The 18754-nt window shown below is 42.2% G+C and carries 9 protein-coding genes and 2 pseudogenes; 5 read left to right on the forward strand and 6 right to left on the reverse strand.

Features of this window, described 5'->3' with window-relative positions; all coding sequences use genetic code 11:
- The first annotated feature begins 158 nt into the window (after positions 1-158).
- The gene (locus BEB54_RS14635) at positions 159-2195 is read left to right on the forward strand and encodes a hypothetical protein (RefSeq protein ID WP_105282219.1); all 2037 of its coding nucleotides are present in this window, start codon (positions 159-161) and stop codon (positions 2193-2195) included.
- A 398-nt stretch (positions 2196-2593) separates the two neighbouring features.
- On the opposite strand, the pseudogene BEB54_RS14640 reads toward BEB54_RS14635, so the two are convergent.
- Positions 2594-2773: pseudogene (locus BEB54_RS14640) on the reverse strand (hypothetical protein); the annotation flags it as partial.
- Positions 2774-2817: 44 nt separating this feature from the next.
- Positions 2818-3690 carry a phosphorothioated DNA-binding restriction endonuclease gene (locus tag BEB54_RS14645; RefSeq protein WP_105277772.1) on the reverse strand — a complete coding sequence of 291 codons (873 nt, stop codon included), beginning with the start codon at positions 3688-3690 and terminating at the stop codon, positions 2818-2820.
- A gap of 138 nt (positions 3691-3828) precedes the next feature.
- Between BEB54_RS14645 and BEB54_RS14650 the strand changes: the two genes are divergently transcribed.
- Together BEB54_RS14650 and BEB54_RS29935 are read left to right on the forward strand one after the other, a co-directional pair.
- Positions 3829-4479, forward strand: coding sequence for an HNH endonuclease (locus BEB54_RS14650; RefSeq protein WP_105277773.1), 651 nt, complete (start codon positions 3829-3831; stop codon positions 4477-4479).
- Positions 4479-4556 (forward strand): hypothetical protein, encoded by a 78-nt coding sequence (locus tag BEB54_RS29935; protein ID WP_212734751.1) that lies wholly within the window; start codon positions 4479-4481, stop codon positions 4554-4556. The genes BEB54_RS14650 and BEB54_RS29935 overlap by 1 nt, the downstream gene beginning before the upstream one ends.
- A gap of 44 nt (positions 4557-4600) precedes the next feature.
- Here BEB54_RS29935 and BEB54_RS29135 read toward each other — a convergent pair.
- From BEB54_RS29135 to zorA2, 4 genes and pseudogenes are all read right to left on the reverse strand, one after another.
- A pseudogene (locus BEB54_RS29135) lies at positions 4601-5096 on the reverse strand (kelch repeat-containing protein); the annotation flags it as partial.
- A 209-nt stretch (positions 5097-5305) separates the two neighbouring features.
- Positions 5306-6409, reverse strand: a complete 1104-nt coding sequence (gene zorE / locus BEB54_RS14665) for a type II Zorya anti-phage system protein ZorE (protein WP_105277774.1) — start codon at positions 6407-6409, stop codon at positions 5306-5308.
- Positions 6410-6412: 3 nt separating this feature from the next.
- Positions 6413-7120, reverse strand: coding sequence for a type II Zorya anti-phage system protein ZorB2 (zorB2, locus tag BEB54_RS14670; protein ID WP_105277775.1), 708 nt, complete (start codon positions 7118-7120; stop codon positions 6413-6415).
- A gap of 6 nt (positions 7121-7126) precedes the next feature.
- Positions 7127-8779 (reverse strand): type II Zorya anti-phage system protein ZorA2, encoded by a 1653-nt coding sequence (zorA2, locus tag BEB54_RS14675; RefSeq protein ID WP_105282220.1) that lies wholly within the window; start codon positions 8777-8779, stop codon positions 7127-7129.
- Between the two features lie 211 nt (positions 8780-8990).
- On the opposite strand from zorA2, the gene BEB54_RS14680 reads away from it, so the two are divergent.
- Positions 8991-12350: an STY4851/ECs_5259 family protein gene (locus BEB54_RS14680; protein ID WP_123059740.1), complete on the forward strand. Its 3360-nt coding sequence runs from the start codon at positions 8991-8993 to the stop codon at positions 12348-12350.
- Positions 12350-18664: a DEAD/DEAH box helicase gene (locus BEB54_RS14685; protein ID WP_105277776.1), complete on the forward strand. Its 6315-nt coding sequence runs from the start codon at positions 12350-12352 to the stop codon at positions 18662-18664. Before BEB54_RS14680 ends, BEB54_RS14685 begins: the two co-directional genes overlap by 1 nt.
- The last annotated feature ends 90 nt before the right edge of the window (positions 18665-18754 follow it).

An 18754-nucleotide genomic window follows, 5' to 3' on the forward strand; every position in this document is an offset into this window, starting at 1 on the left:
CTACCATGCCATTAAATGCGACCAATATCGGATTATCCATCAGTTGCTTGTTGTAGATTTCATTGGTTATAAAAATGCAAGGTGCAAAAGATGAAATTTATAATTATTAGTTAAGTGGCTAATTTTATAGTAATTTAGACAATAGGATGTATGGAAAAATGGAAAAAGTTTATGATACCACTAGAATTAGTAATCTTGCTAACGACCCGAAACAGTTTTGTTCTTTTTTTTGTGAGTACATAAAAAGAGATGATATTAGTATAGATATCGCCTTGGATGTGCTGAGAATATCTTCCATCTATTATAATAGATTTTCAGTTCAGACTGAAGTTGAGTATAACAATACATTCAAAAAATGTATTAATGAGCTAGTAAACTCATTTCCTGATAACATTGAACTAATCTCTGAGTTCGAGAGTCAATGTAAAATTATGCATGATATAAATAATTCTTTCTTTGGGGCTGCAAAATGTGCTGGTATTTGGCGTAAAAATACAAAAAAATCACATGCATTAATACTTAATCTCATCATGTTTTGTGAGATGTTTTTATCATCATTATCATCCTTGGTTGTGGTCAATGATCCTAAAAAAATGAAGAGGATTTTTCCATTATTTATCGTTTCTGAAAATATTAATATTCATGCTGAACCTGATATCGAATATTTTCGAGTTATCGATAGGGCATTTGATGAGGTAGCCAATTACACCGGAAGAATATTTTCTTATTTACGGACTCATGGGCCATTGAAACTAACTTCTTGTGTGAATAAACAAACCTTGCTTTCAATGGGAGGGTACCTTAATGAGTGGAATGTTTTTGACTCATTAAGCAGAGTAAGAGACTTTTTCAGACTAAGTAGTGCAGTATTTACAAAATTGGATAATAACATTTACTCTCTTGAGGTTGATAGTTTTTGTTTATACCGAGATTATGAGATTGCAAGAAATAGACTAATGATGAGAGCGTCACATCTATATAGCGAAGTTCATGAATTTAGTAACAAACATTTTCATCTAAATAGTTGGGTAAAGGATCATATGCCATCTTACTTAAATTCTGATGGCGTTTTTAGCTCATTTCATTTAAGCGAGTTGGAAAATATGTCTCCTGATGACCTTCATGAAGAATATGGGAATATATCATTATTTAATTGGGTGCACGCTTATCAATGTTTAGTCGAGTTATCTAAAGAAGAAATGAGCAAAAGATTTTCATCGACAAAACCTATACCCCTACAGTTGGATCGCTGGCTGGTCATAAAAAGCCGTGAGAGTTGGTTATCATTCTTTCAACGTAAGGGGATTGCAGCAGATGCAGCAAAAAAACTGATAGATTATTTTACCTTCAATTCAAAATCACATGATCTTAATGATTGCCCATTTATTCCCTGTATGGACGGTTTATGCTTAATGCCTGCATTAATAGCAAATAGCTCAGTGACTCGCTCTCTAATGTCATTATTTGGTTCCAAAAAAATTTCTCAAGCAAGTAAAGGGCGATTTCATGAGCAACAATTTATAAAACAAGTTCGTGATGCGGGGATTAAAGCTTCTCCAATTGATGCTCATGCTAATTATCAGTGCGATTGCGTGATTCTCCTGGATGATTGTTTGATTTTTACAGAACTAAAATCAAATGGTCAACCAATATATTATGGTAAGTACTATCAGCAAGTGTGTAACATCGTTGGAGATAGCTCATTAATACATGATCATAATAATAAATTTATGCGTTCTTATTTTCAACAAATAAATCGAATTTCTGAACATTATCTTAATCATCTTGATGTGATCATTAAAGAATTCGAACTACCATCAACATGGCAACCCAAAGGTGTGTATAAGCTTATTGTTACTACAACTATGCTCGGTGGGAAATATCATGTGGATGATACATATGTAGCGGACAAATATGCATTATCTAGTTTTTTTCAACGAATACCTGGAGTGATATATCAAACAAATGAAAATGGAAAAATGGCGAAAAATATCATTGATGGGTTTGAGTGTTGCGAAGGGAAAATCACTATCGATAAGTTTATAGATTATCTTTCCTCTTTGCCCAGTATTAATGCTGTACGTAAAAATATAAAAAAATTAACTTATAGTGTTCGATTTAATGAAAAATTAGTCCATCACCCTTATTATGATTCTTGGGCTTTTGGCCCATATATTCGTAAGGGAAATGATTAGAGCAATTTATTATATAGTCCATGTTATTCACTGATTATATTATTGATAATATAATCAGTGAATAACTCTAATTTTTTTAATGTTGGGGTTTAGCCTAAAGTTGAAATTGGTACTACGGAACGGTATGATCATATCGCATCAAAATATCAAGGAAGTGATGATTTTCTACGCACCGATCCAGAAACGTGGATTTTATCATCACCATAAGCAATGGCAGCGACAACACCATCAATTTCTATATCAAAGGTGGTGAAATAAATTAGAAAATTGTTTATTTAATCCATTAGCGATAAGTTTTATTGTTATTTAGCCGAGATATATTCCATTGAAAAAAGTAAATTGGCACTGATATTATATCAAATGGGAATAATCCTTTTGTAAATAAGCTGAGGAATGTGTTAATTCACATCCAGCGCCTTATAAACCGCATCAACCGGTTCTGAGTAAAAACTTACCTGAAACTTGGTAAACAACTCTGCCGGAACTGTTGGAATATCCATAGCCGAGGATATCGGCAACAGAACTCGTTTTGCGCCGCTATCGAAGGCGAGTTGTAAACTAGCGGCAAGATCCTGCACTGATTATGTCAGCAATATTGAACATACTGCGATAGTTATCAACCTCACCCCCTAAAAACCTCTTTTCGATGCCACTCCACAAACCCCTCAAAAGGGTAATTTTTACGCACCTGTGGTAACGCAATAGTTTTCCCGTCAAAATCCCAGAATAGTTTCTCAACGATCCCTCCGCCGTTTACCGCATCCGAGACCAGTACCCGCATATTTTCATCCAGGCCAATCGATCCTTTATCAAAGGCTTTATGGTGTATTGCACAAAGCGCCAGGCCATTAGGAATTTCACAAGGACCGCCGTGCTGTTTCCATTTTATATGCGCTGCTTCCAGTGCGACGGTGGTGTCATCGTGGCGCATATTAAAGCCACATATCGCGCACTGGTAGTTATATGCGCGCAATACAAGTTTGCGAAATAACGGGTCGCGCTGTTTACGGATTTGCTGGAGATCAAAACCCAGCTCGTCAGCAATTTCTTCCTGAATGCTCTCGGTGAAGTGCGCTTCGAGTATCTGTTGCGCCAGGGTATTGATGAGTTTTTTATTGCCGATTACCAGGGCATAGTGCTGTTCATCGAAACCGCCTGCAACGCGGTGTTCGGTCAGTTCCTTCACTGGCGGTTGTCGGCTACTCCCTGCTGTTGAGCAAAGTTCGGCATTGTGTAATTGCCAGAATCCGTCGCCTTGTAATCGCCAGAACGGCATATCAGGTCGGTACTGTGAACGCTGTGGCCCAAAACGTTCCAGTAAACTGTGCAGAGGTTCGTAGATTTCCGAGCCATAATCGAAAAGGCGCGGATGTCCATTCAGGTATCCCGCTAATATATATAAAAACAACAATGGCTTATGCGGCGCGCGCTGTTCACCCTTGTGCCAGATTTTTATATTGGCAATTGCCTGCTGTAGCGATTTACTGGAAGCCATTGATATCCCTGGCAGTGAAATAATTGCGATCATGCTCGCAAATTTTTCTGCTGTTCAAGCCTGCAAGTGAAGATATATTACCTTGATCTCATTTGTTTTTTTTGCTGCCTGTTCTGAGAACGTATAAGGACATTCTCCATGAATAAACTCCCCGATCATCTTCCGCGGCGGTATATCATCGAAGCTATCCATTTATGGGATGCGGGAGAAACTCATCAGTTCCAGCCTGCGCGGTTGTATGAGATTGAATATCATGGCCGACGTTACCCCTCGAAGGCGATTGCTGGCATCGCAGCGACATTGATGACGGGGACGCAATTTACCCCTGCGGATTTCACCGGCGGAATAAAATCTAAATGCGTCAAACTACTCATAGAGCAGGGATTTCATATTCATCAGGATAAAGCCGCTGCGGCTCCCATAGCCGACGTTCTGTTCCCGGATGAGTTGCCGTCGCAGGAGACATACGTTGAAGGTGCGGCGATAAAGGTGACAGTAAACCGCTATGAACGCGATAAAAAGGCCCGAGATAAAGCGGTCGAACATCATGGATGCCAGTGCAACGTATGCGGCGTTGATCTGGTGAAGATCTATGGTGATATCGCTGAAGGCTTTATCCATGTGCATCACCTGGTCCCGCTTTCAGCCATTAAAGAGGATTACCAGCTGGATCCAGTTAATGATTTGCTTCCTGTGTGCCCTAATTGCCATGCGATGTTGCACCGACGCAAACCACCGTTTTCGCCGGAGCAGTTAAAAGCGTTGATGGATGCAAATAAATCAAATTAATGAACGCTCACCCTTCACGCCAAAACCGCAAAATAGCGTCAACAAATTTGTCTACAATCATCCCCCGACTGAAATGACTGCTTCGCAGTGCCGTCGTCCAGTTCTCCGGTGACCGGTACGCTGAATCTTTTCCAGCTTCGTTAAGATCTTCAAAATAGCCATTGAAGATATTCTGGTTAACACCGCCAGTAACATAAGCCTTGCCGTTGTGTACAAATGTCACATGACCCGCCATGCCCATCGGCGCGTGCGACATCAATTTAACCCAGCTATTGGTTTTGAGGTTGTATTTGTGAACGTCATTAAATACCTGAGTCAAGCCCTCACTGTTTTTGCCAATGCCGTCAAACACATACAGATTGCCATCAATAAATGCAGAAGTTGCTTGATCTCTCGGTCCACCAGGAAATGCAGCTAACGCTGTCCATTTTTTTATCTTTGGTCTGTTTCTCCAGCTTGTACCATGCCGTACCTGCGCTACCTAAACCAATGTAGACAGTGTTGTTATCAATTGCTCCGGTACCACTTTTAAATGGCACAGGCGTTTCCGGTAATACAGACGCATTTACGGAAAATGAAGCCATCATTATAGCAAGCACCGTTATTGCTTTATTCATTGTGACTGTAACCTATCTACCAAGCTTTAACCTTCACCCGTATGAGGAAAGTTTTAAATATAAGGCTAACCATAGCATATGCCTTTATACCTATTACACCAAAAAAACAGACAAGTTATGCCATAAACGACTTTTATAATTTGAGTCACAAATCAGGAAAATTTTATTTATCTTCCGTGAAAGTCTTAACTTTCACGGAGTTTCGGAATTTACAACGTTGCTGACGTAAAGGCTCCTGTTTGTATTTCTTTAACCAGCTCACCCACGGTATATATTCTCCATCCTTCGACTTCGGCGGGAGTAAGGTTAACTGCAATTTTAAGGCCTGGCCATGCTGCTTCTACGGTTGCAATAATTTCATGTTCTGAGTTTTGAAGATCTAACCCAGGAACAGGAGGTTGAAAGCCTTTATGTTGCATCATATTAATATCACCATGTACTGATGGATCAGTCAGGTCATATATTTCATTCCAGGATTCGGCTTTTAATAACCCTTGTTGGGAACGTAAACGTTGAATGATAGCCATCTCAGCTTGGGTAACGAATATACCTTCATGGAGGGGCTGTTTACGATGGCAATCCTTACACAGAACAAGAAGGTTTTCATGGTGATTATCATATTTGATGCCATTTTTATGATGGACATGGCACAAGTTTTTGGCGGTTGATAAATTCACGCCACAATCATTACAAACATAATTTGCCTTTTCTCGTATTGATTTAGATATATCTTTCCAGTTTTCGACATACCCACTATTTGTTTTGTCATAGATACCCTTAGGCATATGACGAAAACAGGTACTATAATCTGAAAAAAACTCATTTAATGAGAATGATTTAAAAATCTCTCTTTTTCGTTGTTTATCAATACTTCCTTTATAATTAAGTCGTTCGAGGCAATTCATACATACCCGTAAATCAACATCCTGGCTCCGACCTGAACCATCATCAATTTCGAATAAACCATCTATGCGGTTAGTTGCATGATACCTTTCAAATTGATTTTTATGGCGCATTTCATCAAGAGTTCTGCACCAGGCAATATGAAAACGTTTTCCTTTTTCGCCATCTACGATAGCCGCATCATAACGCCCTGAATGGTCCCGAATATATAAAAGAACCTGGCGGCCATGATAAGAGATAAGCCCGCTACCAGGGTCAAGATCTTCGATACTAACTTCTTTACCCGTGGATAACTCAATATCTATAGGATCAAAGTCAATAGGGGATTCATCCAGAAAAAAATCGACTCCTTCTGGTAACATTTTCTTCCCTAATTGAATAAGTTCTGAAATGTCGATAGATAATTTCATCTCTTACTCCTGAATAATCTTTCTAATCTGCAATTCGGCATTTGTTACAACTTTGAAGGTGACACGACGAGAGCGATTAGGATCCTCCTTGCCGGTTTTATCAAGAATGGGATGTGCAGATGAATAACCTACTGCGGCAAATTTACTTTTAACCCATTGTTGGTGTGTCGCGATATTTTTTATGTCATAAACGTATTGTAATACTGCACGTGTACGACCTTGTGATAGTGCCATATTATTAAAATAAGCAATATCAGGATTCGTTGTTCCTGTCCAGTCAGTACTTGTGTGACCTTCAATGCGGACTTCAGTAATATGGTCCTGATAATTATCTAGAACTTTTAGGTAGCGAGGAAAGAAGTCGTCAAGAATGAGTTTAAACTTTGGTTTTAGCTCTGTGCTTCCTAAGCCAAATAAAACATCCGGTGATTTAAATCGAACCTCCAGAGTCTGTTTATCGATCTCTGCATCCCAGTCTTGTAAATCCTTTGCAAACTCAATATCCAGAGCATTATAAAGCTGTAACTGAGCATTCTCGTAGGCTACGGCAACTTCTTTAATTTTTTCTTTTTCAATACGTACGTAGTGCATATAAGCAATAGATATGAACATAAAAACCATCATCAGCCCTGCCATTAGGTCTGACATGGATACCCAATGTTCATTATCTTGATCTTTTTTAGGTAATTGTTTCCCTATAATCTTATCCATGAACGATTACCCGCGATGTTTATTAGCAGAAATTAATGCTTGTAACTGCCCCATAACTATTTGGTAATCTTTAATAAGTTTTTCATAGTTACCGACAAAACCTTTGCTGATTGAAAGCAGAGCATTACCTAATGATTGCATTTCACGGTTCATTTCACGTTCAGTTGCTTGCTCAAAAGCATGTAACTGCTCGTTGATGGATAGAGCAAATTTTTCAATTGATTCTCTGACTTGAGAAGTCAGCCCTGCACTTGCCTTATCAAATGATGTCTGGATTGAATCAAACATATTATCGGCATTACTGGATAGTTGATGGTTAATCTTTTCACCAGTCTTACTGAACATATCAATCACATTCGTCGTATTTTGTTCCATATTTCTATGCAATTCTTTCGAGTGCGACTCTAGTGATTTCAGGAATTCTTCACCACTTTGTTTCATTTCAGTAATTGTTTCACCTAACGTGCTGGTTAGGGTTTCGGAGGAATTGCTGACATCATGTGCCATCGAGGCAAATGCTTGTTGTGTTTGGGTAACCGATTGTCTGAATCCTTCGGTACCTTCATCCAGGGCCACGCGCATTGAATCTGCATTAAGAAGTATTTGCTGGCTGGTTTGCTCAAGAGATGCACTAACATTTGCAGCTCCGGATTTCAGCAGTTCACCCACTTCAGCCATTTTGTTTTGTATTTCAGGTAATACGGTTGTAGCTTTATCGCGGATGGCGACAAAGGTTTCTAAATGGCGGGAGAGTTCGCTAATTTGATGTTGGTTCACCTGAAGCACTTCACGCAGTTCAGACATAGCCAGAGGAATTTCTTTACATTCTTCCCAAATCCCGGCAACCGCAGTTTTTGTTTCAACCAGGGAGTCGACACTTTGTTGATATTGTTCTGACATCTGCTCAACTTGTGTTTTATAATTTCCCTGCCACTCAACAAGTTTTTTTACAGAGGCATCAAGTGCTTTAAAATTTTCACCAAATTGTTCAGTTAAATTTTCATTAAAATCAATAATGACTTGTCGCAAAGCATCAATAATTTGTTCTGTAGCACCTTTTGCCATTAGATCTGCAAATTGTTCAAGTTGTTCCCAAAGCTTATTACTGAAATGAGTGTGATTAGCTAATTGTGCCTGCGAGGAATCGCTAATCTCAGTACGTAGTAATTTTATTTGAGCAATAAGAGAACCTTCACTATCACCGTTAATATCCGAGACTAATTTAGTCAGAGTCTGGTTCTGCTCTTTTAATTCATGATAGATATGTTCAGGTGTAACAGATTCAGGGTTATTTTCTGCTAACGCACTTCGTTTATTGGCAAAAAAGAAAGCATCCATTCCATTAAATAAAATGGCAAAAAACATACCTACAATGCTTGTAATGAATGCTGTTTTTAGGCCGCCTAATAATACGGGGATGCTGGTATCAATACTTTCAGTATTAAAATTGAGTAACCCAATAATAATACCAATGAAAGTACCCAGAATACCTAATGCCCCCATTAAGGTTGGAGCATATTCTCTAAACTTACTATGTATATTTTTTTTGTCACACCACCAGGCTGATAAAAATACGAATATAACAGCCCAGATGAAAATATTGGTGATCAGTGTAGAGTCTATCGATTGAAACAACTGCTCAAAAAGCTGCGCTAACATTTTGATACCTGTGTAAATAATGGATAGTTGTAATTGTTTAAAAAATAAACAAAACACACATAATTTATATGGTTAAGTTCGGTGTAGCGCTCATGATTGTAACAAGTTTTTTCGAGATATAAATGATTTGTCTCATTTTTAGCGAGTTCATCGGGTTGAGCTTTTTTATGATGATAGTAACCTGTTACGAATTGTATCAAAGGAAGGCAGGTTGCTTGTGAAAACTCCAGTTAACCCACTTTTGCAATGGCTTAACATGTTTTTTAGTCGCCGTTCATTATCCGGAGCTGATGGACGGGCGTTATATGCTTACCGTTGTACTGATACAGAGTACGAAAGTTTGGCAGAACTACTGCGTACATATGCCCCTCGTAGTTATCCAAGAACGATATTCATTTCCTATAGCGATGTTCTATTTAGCATATATGCCGCAGAGTTTATCCGCCGGACTCATACGGTCGGACACCCTAAATGGGACACAATTTTAGATTCTATTGACTGGAAAGTTCCGTATGTTCATCGACAGAAGCTGGTTAATGATGGCATTCGCTACTGGAAAAGAAAGATAAGAAACCTGGGGCAAGCTTCGGGTTATCTGCATACACTGGCTTGTGAAGGTGGTTTACCTATCCGCATGATTGAAAATGAGAGCGGTTATTTGATTACCTATTTCAGAAGGATATATCAGGCGCTTCGTGGGCAAGCATCTCAATATCCTGCCGCTAAAATTGCACAAGAATTAGGCGATACGATTCCTGTCACAATGCAAAACGAACTGGTCTATGAAATAGCCGGTGAATTCTGCGAGACTCTCTGCCGATTACTTAGTGAGCATCCACCTCAAAGCAGTGATCCCGTTTCTGCATTACGTAAGCTCTCTCCAGACTGGCATCTTCAACTTCCACTCGTTCTCCCCGAAGCGAATGCTGCAGAGATTGTAAGGCGATTACTTTCTCAATCTTCTGAAATACGCAGTGCAAGTAGTCTTCAGGTTGAAAGAATCTGGGTCGATGTTGATGACAGTTGGTATTGTGATGCCCGGTTCCGATTCCCGGCCACAATGCGTACAGAACAGTTAACCTCTTTGTTTGAATGCAATATTCAGCCGGAGCAGACCCGACTCATCATTTCAGGAAAATGGAGAAATGGCGGGGCAAGGTTGGCAATGCTAAGCCGTTATGAGCAGCAAGATTGGCGGGTCGAGTTATTACCTATTGCGATGCAAAAGCTCTCTGGTGCAGATGCAATGGCCGAAATCTCGTTGTCGCTTCATGAAGGTCCAATTCTGTTAGGCCACACAATTCCAAAAGGCGGTTATGAACTTACTGAAGAACTCCCCTGGGTTTTTGAAGCGATGAATGAGAGTGAATCGCAGCTAAAACTTGTCGGTATGGGGTCTGTGAGTTCCAGGCTAAATGCTCTGTTTATTTCGCTACCGAAAAATAGCCATTTAGATATTAGTGGAGAAGGTGAGTTTGATATCCCAAGGTTGCTGAAAAACAGTGAACGCAGCTTAACTAAAATAAGTGGAGTATTTAGTGTTGTTTTACATGATGGTGCAGTTTGTACAATTCGCACCCAGCAACTTTATGATTCTGCGATTGAATATTATATTAAATCGACAGAAGTTGAACTGGTTAAATCGGATTATCCTGTCCATCGAGCCTGGCCGAAGATCGGTTGGAAAAAGGATCTGCAATATGGCATTGTACCGGAGAAAGAACTTTTTTGGCGTTCCATTCGTTCAGGTAACAATGCCTGGTATTCTGTCGCATCAGAAATGCCAAAAGGACAGATAGAAGTCAGACGAATAGTTAATGATGAGGTTTTATTTAGCGGTAAAGTTGTAGTTTTACCAGCAGACTTCGATATTAATATTATACCTGAGAGTGCTCAGCAAGGCATCATAATGCTTTCTGGTATAACGGATACTAGAATTGACAAATATACAAACAATGAAAAAGTAACACTTAAGTCCGATTATTCACAAAACGAGTGTGCTATTTATTATAATTCATCGCAGATGCTGGAAAATACCGTTGATTTACGGGTCTCCTGGAAAGATGGTTCTAATCTTAAACTATTATTACCTAAGCCGGTTAGCGGTGGCCGATTTGTAACTAATGATGGTTCTGTTCATTTTGATGGTGTGGCATCTATAGCACATTTGCATGGAATAGATGCTGAGTTATTAACCATGTCATGTGCTGGAAGAGGATATCTTAATATCGAGTTATTGGATGAAAATCCAGTAGCTGAAAAATTCCGTTATTTACATGCCGACCTTCCTCTTTTATCAGGACGCAATGACAAATTACAACAAATTTCACTTTATGAGAACTATAATTTGCTAAATTCTATGCTGGCATGTGCATGGAACAGCAATAGTACATTATGTGTTGATTTTTACTCTGACAGATTTGGAAAGGATAAAGCAACACTCAATATTAAACGCTACGATGGTAGTTTTATTGAACACGATCAAGGGTTGCTGGTTGATATAAAAAATTCTGTTGTTTTTCCTGCAAATAGAATAGACGAACTGGTTGTTGATGCTATTTCTCTTAAGGATCCTGGCTTACACAAATCATTGCTAAAAAAAGATGAATTTGCTTATGATCTTTCAGCTCTGAATGTTCAGGATAGTCCATGGTTAATTGTGGGAAAACTTGATGGTACAGCTCGCATTGCACCAGTAATTAAATGGATGCTACCTGTATTGCAGACAAATGATTTATTACTAAATGCTCTATGCGAAGCAGACCCAGAACAGCGAAAAAAATATTTTAATGAGCTAATTTTTGAAATAGATAACAATCCTTTGCAAAATTATTGCTGTTTATTAACGGAGTATATTAAGAAATACAAAATGAATAATGGCTTATCCTTGCTGGATCTGGATTTGTTCAGAGGTATTTCGAGTAATTACCGCGTAGTTGTTCAGTTGTTAATATCATCATGTCTTTCTGGTGATAGCGATACGATTTATGATATACAGGACGAATTACCCTTTTCATGGGGATGGATTCCCGTTTCAATCTGGAAAGATGTTTTTCAAAAGTGTTGGGCTTATCTGGAAAAACAGATTAACGATAAAACATTAGCATTACATATATTGCAACCCTTTATTGCTTTTATGAACCATCGTGCACATATCGATCGTCGTCTGACTCCCATTGCGAATATGTTACTTACATATGGCGAACTCCTACCAGCCGGTTGTAATGTCTTGCCAACTGTTAGTCGTGAGCAGTTTAATGAAGCTAAACAGATGCTATTAAGGAACCCCGACAGCTTTGGGCGTATCAGTATCTTCCCTAAAGAACTTTGGTCTAGTGCTATTACTCCAGAGTTAAAATCTGTTTTTAATAAGCTTTGGATTGAAGATAAATATCACTCACGGCTTGAAAAACGTTTTAATTTGATGTTAGTCGCAGCGCTGTTAACCCAAAAAGATAATAACTTGATACATCAACTGTCTGCGCTTTTTGAATTCCACTATCAGCAAGCCCCGCAGCAATTAGGGGTAATCTATCAATATTATTTTGAACAAGCAGGAGTATGTCATTGATGGACGTTCAGCAACTGCATTATGCGCCACTTCTAAATCAGCTTCATCAGCGCGCGGTGAGGTCGGTGGTAAGTCAGTTGGCATTGCGGAGCAAGTCGTTGACTCATTATCTGGAATCACAATATTTCCAGCCTCCCGGTCAGGAGGGGTCACTGCTTGCAGACCCGGTATTCGAAAGCACGTTCGGCTGGATGCCTGCGGATGAAACAATGGAGGATTTGCGGGACAAGCTAATTTCCAGCCCGCTGGTTGATGCATTGAGCAAAGCGCCGGTGCCATTTCGTCATCAACTTACGGCGTGGCGAACGATTCTGGAAGACAAAAAATCCTTGTTAGTGAGCAGCGGTACGGGATCCGGGAAAACAGAATGCTTTATGGTACCGGTTCTGGAAGATCTTATTCGTCAGCAAAAATCGACCCGTCAGTCACTAACAGGGACACAAGCTATTTTCTTGTATCCGTTAAATGCATTAATTAACAGCCAACAGGAGCGGCTTCGCGAATGGACGCGCGGATTTAAGGGGAAAATACGCTTCGCGCTATATAATGGCGAAACCCGGCATACCAAATACGAAGTTCAGGAAGATCAGTTGAAAGTACCTGAACAAGCTTTGAGTCGGGAAGCCATTTACGAAGCACCACCTTCCATCATGGTGACGAATACCACCATGCTGGAATATATGCTGATTCGTCGTAAAGATGCCCCAATCATCGAAAAGTCTCAGGGGATGTTAAAGTATATCGTCCTGGATGAAGCCCATAGTTATATTGGTTCTCAGGCTGCTGAGTTAGCGCTGCTTTTACGTCGTGTTATGCAGGCTTTCAATGTTGGACCTGGCACAGATAAACCTGTGCAGATTATCGCGACCTCTGCCACTATTGGTGAAGACTCTCCTGAAGGTAATAAGGAGCTTGCTAAATTTGTCGCTGATCTTGCGGGCGTTACAGAACGTGATGTCAAAGTGGTTCGCGGCTATCGACAAATACCGCGGGTATCGGAGTCGCTGATTCGTCATGAATATCCCACATCTTTAACTTCTCTTAAATCTTTGAGCCCTCAGGATCTTTACCAACAGCTTTGTCATTACCGTGTGGCCCAGCAATTGCGTCAGGCGTTAACTCATCCCGGACGGCAGGCAGTACGTTTGAGTGAGTTGCTCAATGTTGCCAGAAGAACCTGGCCAGATATTAATCACCGTGAGTTACTGCAACTCCTCGACCTAATGGCGAGATCGCGAGAAGGTGAACTGGCTTTTACGCCATTACGTATGCATGGGTTTATCAGAACACTGGCGGGTCTATGGGCATGTTCAAACAAACAATGCTCACATAAAGCGCATGAATTAAATCAGAGTGACTGGCCATTTGGTCAGGTATGGTTTGAGCAGCGCCAATATTGTGACTGTGGTGCGCCGGTATTTGAAGTTTTACGTTGCTCCGGGTGTGGTTCAGCTTATTTGTCTGCCAAAGAGGAGGTGCGCGGTGATGGAACGAACTGGTTGGTAGCGCAACCCGCTGCTGCCGAAGTGGATGAATTTGCTCTTGATGTGGATGTTTATTCTGAAGATGAAGACAACGATGAATTAGACAATAACTCTCAATTTGATCGTCTGATTGCGATCGATGGTGAAAAATATATCATTTCACTGGAAGAAACGACGGCGGGGAAAATTGATAGTGAAGCGCAAAAGCACTATGAAATAAACCTGTTAAGACCGGAGTCTCGAGGTGAGGGACGTAATAATTCCTTTGCTTGTGTTTGCTGTGGTGACACCCAACGAAAAAATAATCCTTTATTCCGTCCGCTTCGACTTGGCGCGCCCTTTTTTTTAAATGAAATTATTCCTACTCTGCTGGAGTTTTCACCATTACCGCAGACAAGAGAAGAGCAGTTAGGACCGTTTAATGGTCGACGTCTGCTCACCTTTACGGATTCACGTCAGGGCACTGCCCGCATTTCTGCCCGCTTACAGCAGGATGCCGATAAAGCGACGTTGCGAGCTCTTTGTTACCAGGAGTTGGCAAATATTAATGAGCCATCAGCAAAGCTCAGCCCGGCACACTGCGCATTGTTAGAGAGTTTTATTACCCAGTTTTCTATCCTTCCTTTAAAAAACTCTATTGACGCGCTGAAAAAAGCGATGGTTGCTAATGAAGAGCTTAGCCCGGCGGACATTCAGGCACTTAAAATTATCGAGCCGATGGTGAGTTCCTTAAGCCCGGATCATGCTGAAGCGATGCAAATACTCCAGGCTAACTCTGGCAATCAGCAGAAGAAAACCATGTCATGGCAAACACTGTCTGAACAGCTGGTTGGCAGTGTGGACCTTGCCGATAGAATGAGAGGCAGTTTTAAAGAATTGTCTGGGCTTGATCTTACTAAACAACAGTTTGCAGATTTTTGTTTATACAGTGAGTTTGGTCGCCGCCCTAAAAATGCCTGGACCCTCGAAAGTCTGGGTCTGGTAGCCATTCACTATCCATTTATTGATAAAGTTACAACCTGCCCGCAGGACTGGAAGACATTATTACCCGATCCCGATAAGCAATTAGCGGAATGGCGTAATTTATTGAAGATTACTCTTGATTTCTTTATACGTGAAAACAGTGCCGTTTTTTACGAAAACGAGCAATACCCTCGCTGGATGGGGGCTCGTTTCCCGGTAAAAATGCTCCAGGGTCCAGATAAAAAAAACAAAGGGCAGAAACGTGATCAACTTTGGCCACAAATACGCGATCGCCATTATAACCGGGTCATTAAGCTATTAATTGCAGTCTTTCCGGCAATACAACCTGAGCAGGCTCACTGGAAATCGTTAGTTAACCACTTAATGATTGAGGTCTGGGATGCAATTCGACCCTGCTTACGTCAGTTTGAGTCGGGTTATCAGCTGGATATTAAACAACAAGCTGAATTTTACAGTCCAAAGCAAGTGTGGCGTTGCCCCTATACTCGACGTGCGTTAGACGTCACGTTACTGGGATACTCTCCGTATTTACCGGGTAGCAAAGAAATTGCACCTGAAAAAGCTGTGTTGATTGAAATGCCTGAGCTTCCTGTACGTCACTGGCGTTTGTCTGGTGGTGGAGAAATCGCCCGAGAAGAACGTCTGGAGTGGCTGGAAAGTAATGCGCTGATTCAACATGCCCGCGAGGAAGGATTATGGTCTACTCGCAGCGACCGACTGGCCCTGAAAGATAGCTGGTATCGTCTGGAGGAACACTCTGCGCAGAGAACGCCTGAGCAGAACCAGTTTAATGAAAAACAATTTAAGTCAGGCAAAGTTAATGTGCTGAACTGCTCCACGACCATGGAGATGGGGGTGGATATTGGTGGTATGAGTTTGGTGGCAATGAACAACGTTCCTCCAGCTCCGGCAAATTATTTGCAACGTGCAGGTCGCGCGGGGCGTCGTGGAGAGAGTGCATCTGCTGCCATTACGTTATGTAAAAACACGGCGCATGGAATGGAGGTATTCAAAGACCCCCTCTGGGCGTTCAACACTACTGCCAGTGCGCCACGGGTTCGTTTTGGGAGCAGTAGTATTGTTCAACGACATGTTAATGCCCTGGTTTTAGGTCTGTTTTTACGAGCTGAAGTTCCTGATGCGACAAAACTGAGTTGCAAATGGTTCTTTGAAGGTGATGAGAGCCAGTGTCTTCGTTTTCTCCATTGGTTAAATCACCAGGCCGATCAGCTGGCGGATAAACTTAAACGCCTTACTCAGGGAACCGTCCTGATGTCATTGACGGCAACCCAGCTCTTGACCCGCACACAAGCAATGATGCAGCAGGTTGATATCCGCTGGAGAAGCCAACTTGCGATACTGTTGGAAAATATCGAAGCGTTGAAGGCGGATAACAGCGCGTGGGAAGAAACGCCAGCAGGTAAAGCCATCGCTTATCAGCTTCGTGATTATCGCGGTGCATATCTGTTTTCTAAACTCATTAGTGAAGCGTTCCTGCCGGGGCATGGTTTCCCGGTTGGCGTCGTCAATTTCAATTATCTGACGGCAGATGAGCTGGAAAAACGTCGCGCAATAAAAGCTACTCAGGCTGACCCTAATGAAGGGGGAGAAAGCTTTTCTCGTCGTATTGAAAAATTGCCCAGCCGTGATCTACCTACAGCATTACGCGAGTATGCGCCTGGTGCAGATGTGGTATTGGGCGGAAAAGTATATCGTTCCTCGGGCATTATGCTTGGCAAGGTACTTGCCAGCGGGCAGGAGCTGTCAGGCGATCATCATATTCCGTGGTTCTGGCATTGCCGTAAATGTGGTGCGGGGGCAACCAGTGCTACCCATCCTGTCGAATGTAGTCACTGCAAAGCGGATATACAGCAACTTGATGTGAAGCGTTATTTACAGCCTGTTGGTTTTGCGACAGATATTCGTTATCAGGCACATAATGATGTATCCATGCCTGCACAACTTCCCTGGAAAGATCCACGTGTTCTTGTACCGTCTTCGGTGTGGGTTTCTTTACCCGATGCTGGGCTAGGACGTTACCGTTTTAGCCATAGTGGGGAATTGTTCCACTTCAGTGAAGGGGAATTTGGGCACGGCTACGCAATTTGCCTCTCATGTGGTCGGGCAGAATCTCAAACTCAACCCCAGCGTACCCCTGAAAATCTAAAGAACCCAGAGCGGGAAAATACGCATTACCTGTTGCGAGGGGGCAGTAACGATCGTCAGGGGAGCAATAAATTGTGCCACGGTCATGTGCATAAAGATCTGTGGTTGGGGTATAGCAGTCGTACAGATATGGTTGAGCTGCAACTCAATGATGATAATGGCCTGTTGATCCGTGATGAGGTTGCCGCGCGATCCCTTGCGGTCGCTTTGCGTGAAGGGTTAGCGCATAAATTGGGTATCGAAAATACTGAGCTGGGCGTGACGACGCAGCAAGCGCGCGATATCAATGGCTATACCGGATATTCCATCTTCATTTACGACAATAATGCGGGTGGTGCAGGTTATGCAGTGCAATTGATCGACCATTGGGCTGATGTCTTTAATTACGCCAGAAAATTGCTCGATTGCAGTTGCGATAAATTCTGTCACCACTGCTTGCTCAGCTACGACAGTCAGCATTATGTCAACAGATTAGATCGTCACCATGCATTAACCCTGCTTACCAATGTACGGTTGCAGCGACTTAACCTCGCGCCAGAATATCAGTACTTCGGCGATGGTAGCCGGGTTGAAACTAACCCGCTGAGTTTACGTATTGCGCAATGCCTGAACAGCGAGATTTATGACTCCTGCTCGCTGGTTCTTGCGGGGCCGCAGGAACAGTGGGATTTTGCCCAATGGCCATTATTTAAAGAGTTGCTCCAGTTTGCCTCCTCCGGTGGGTATGTTGAGTTGCTGGTGGCCACGCCGTTGGCAAACTTAACTGATAGCTCCAGACATCAGCTTTCCGCGTTGGCGGCGATGCCGGGAGGACGCTTACAAGTGAAATCCATTGCCACTGCGCAACTCATGCAAGGAAAGGGGCGCTGGCTTGCGCAGGTGACTCGCGAAGGGCAAAGCCAACAGTGGGCCGCAGACGACAGCGCTACCGTTGCACCTGGTGAATTATGGGGACAAAGTGCGTCCTCACCAGTAGTGACACTTAAAGGAACGTCCGGAAAAACCTTCTCGGGTCAGACCTTAAGTGCAGAAGATTTACTGCCCGCCTTACCCACCGGGGCGGTGCGCATCAACCTCTGCGAGCAACTGGACGGGCCGCTGGAAGGGTTTGGTTCGCGTTTCTGGTCGTTAGTCACGCAACAGCACGCTGGCTGGAAGCAGGCATTTACCCGCCACAAAGAGATAACGCATGTTGAGTACAGCGATCGTTATCTTAATAGCCCATTCACGGCGCGTTTGTTAGGTGAAATCTTAACTGAGCTGGTTGAACAGGGAATGGCGGAACGTGCCAGCCTCACTGTTTGCGTCAAAAAATTGGATTACAATTCTCGCCAACACGACGCTCTCTATAACGCGTGGCTTAATGAGGAAGATCGTCAGCAGGTTGTGACCACTTTACTTGAAGAAGGATATCTGGGGCCAGCGTGGCCGGGAGCAATTAGCTGGTTAACGGGGGATAACCAGAGTACGGAGCATGGACGAGAACTGACAGTCACCTTCAGCGATGGCAGTCAGCATTATGTCCTGCTCGACATGGGGCTTAGCTACTGGCGCTGTATTGAAGACACCTTCTTTGATTTTGCTCTACGAGTACCGCAGCAAGTTGAACGGCTGGCAAACACGCGAGCGCGAGCTGTTGCCCCGGGTAATGACCTTAGGAGTTATGTTATCGCTGGATAAATAATTGCTCCCCTGGGGATATCTTCCAGGGGAGTTGACCCAGCTCACTTTTTAATAATTTTTGTTTGAAAATCATGCGCAATTTATGCG

Source organism: Escherichia sp. MOD1-EC6021, assembly GCF_002965245.1.
In the GTDB taxonomy this organism is placed as follows: Bacteria; Pseudomonadota; Gammaproteobacteria; order Enterobacterales; family Enterobacteriaceae; genus Escherichia; species Escherichia coli_F.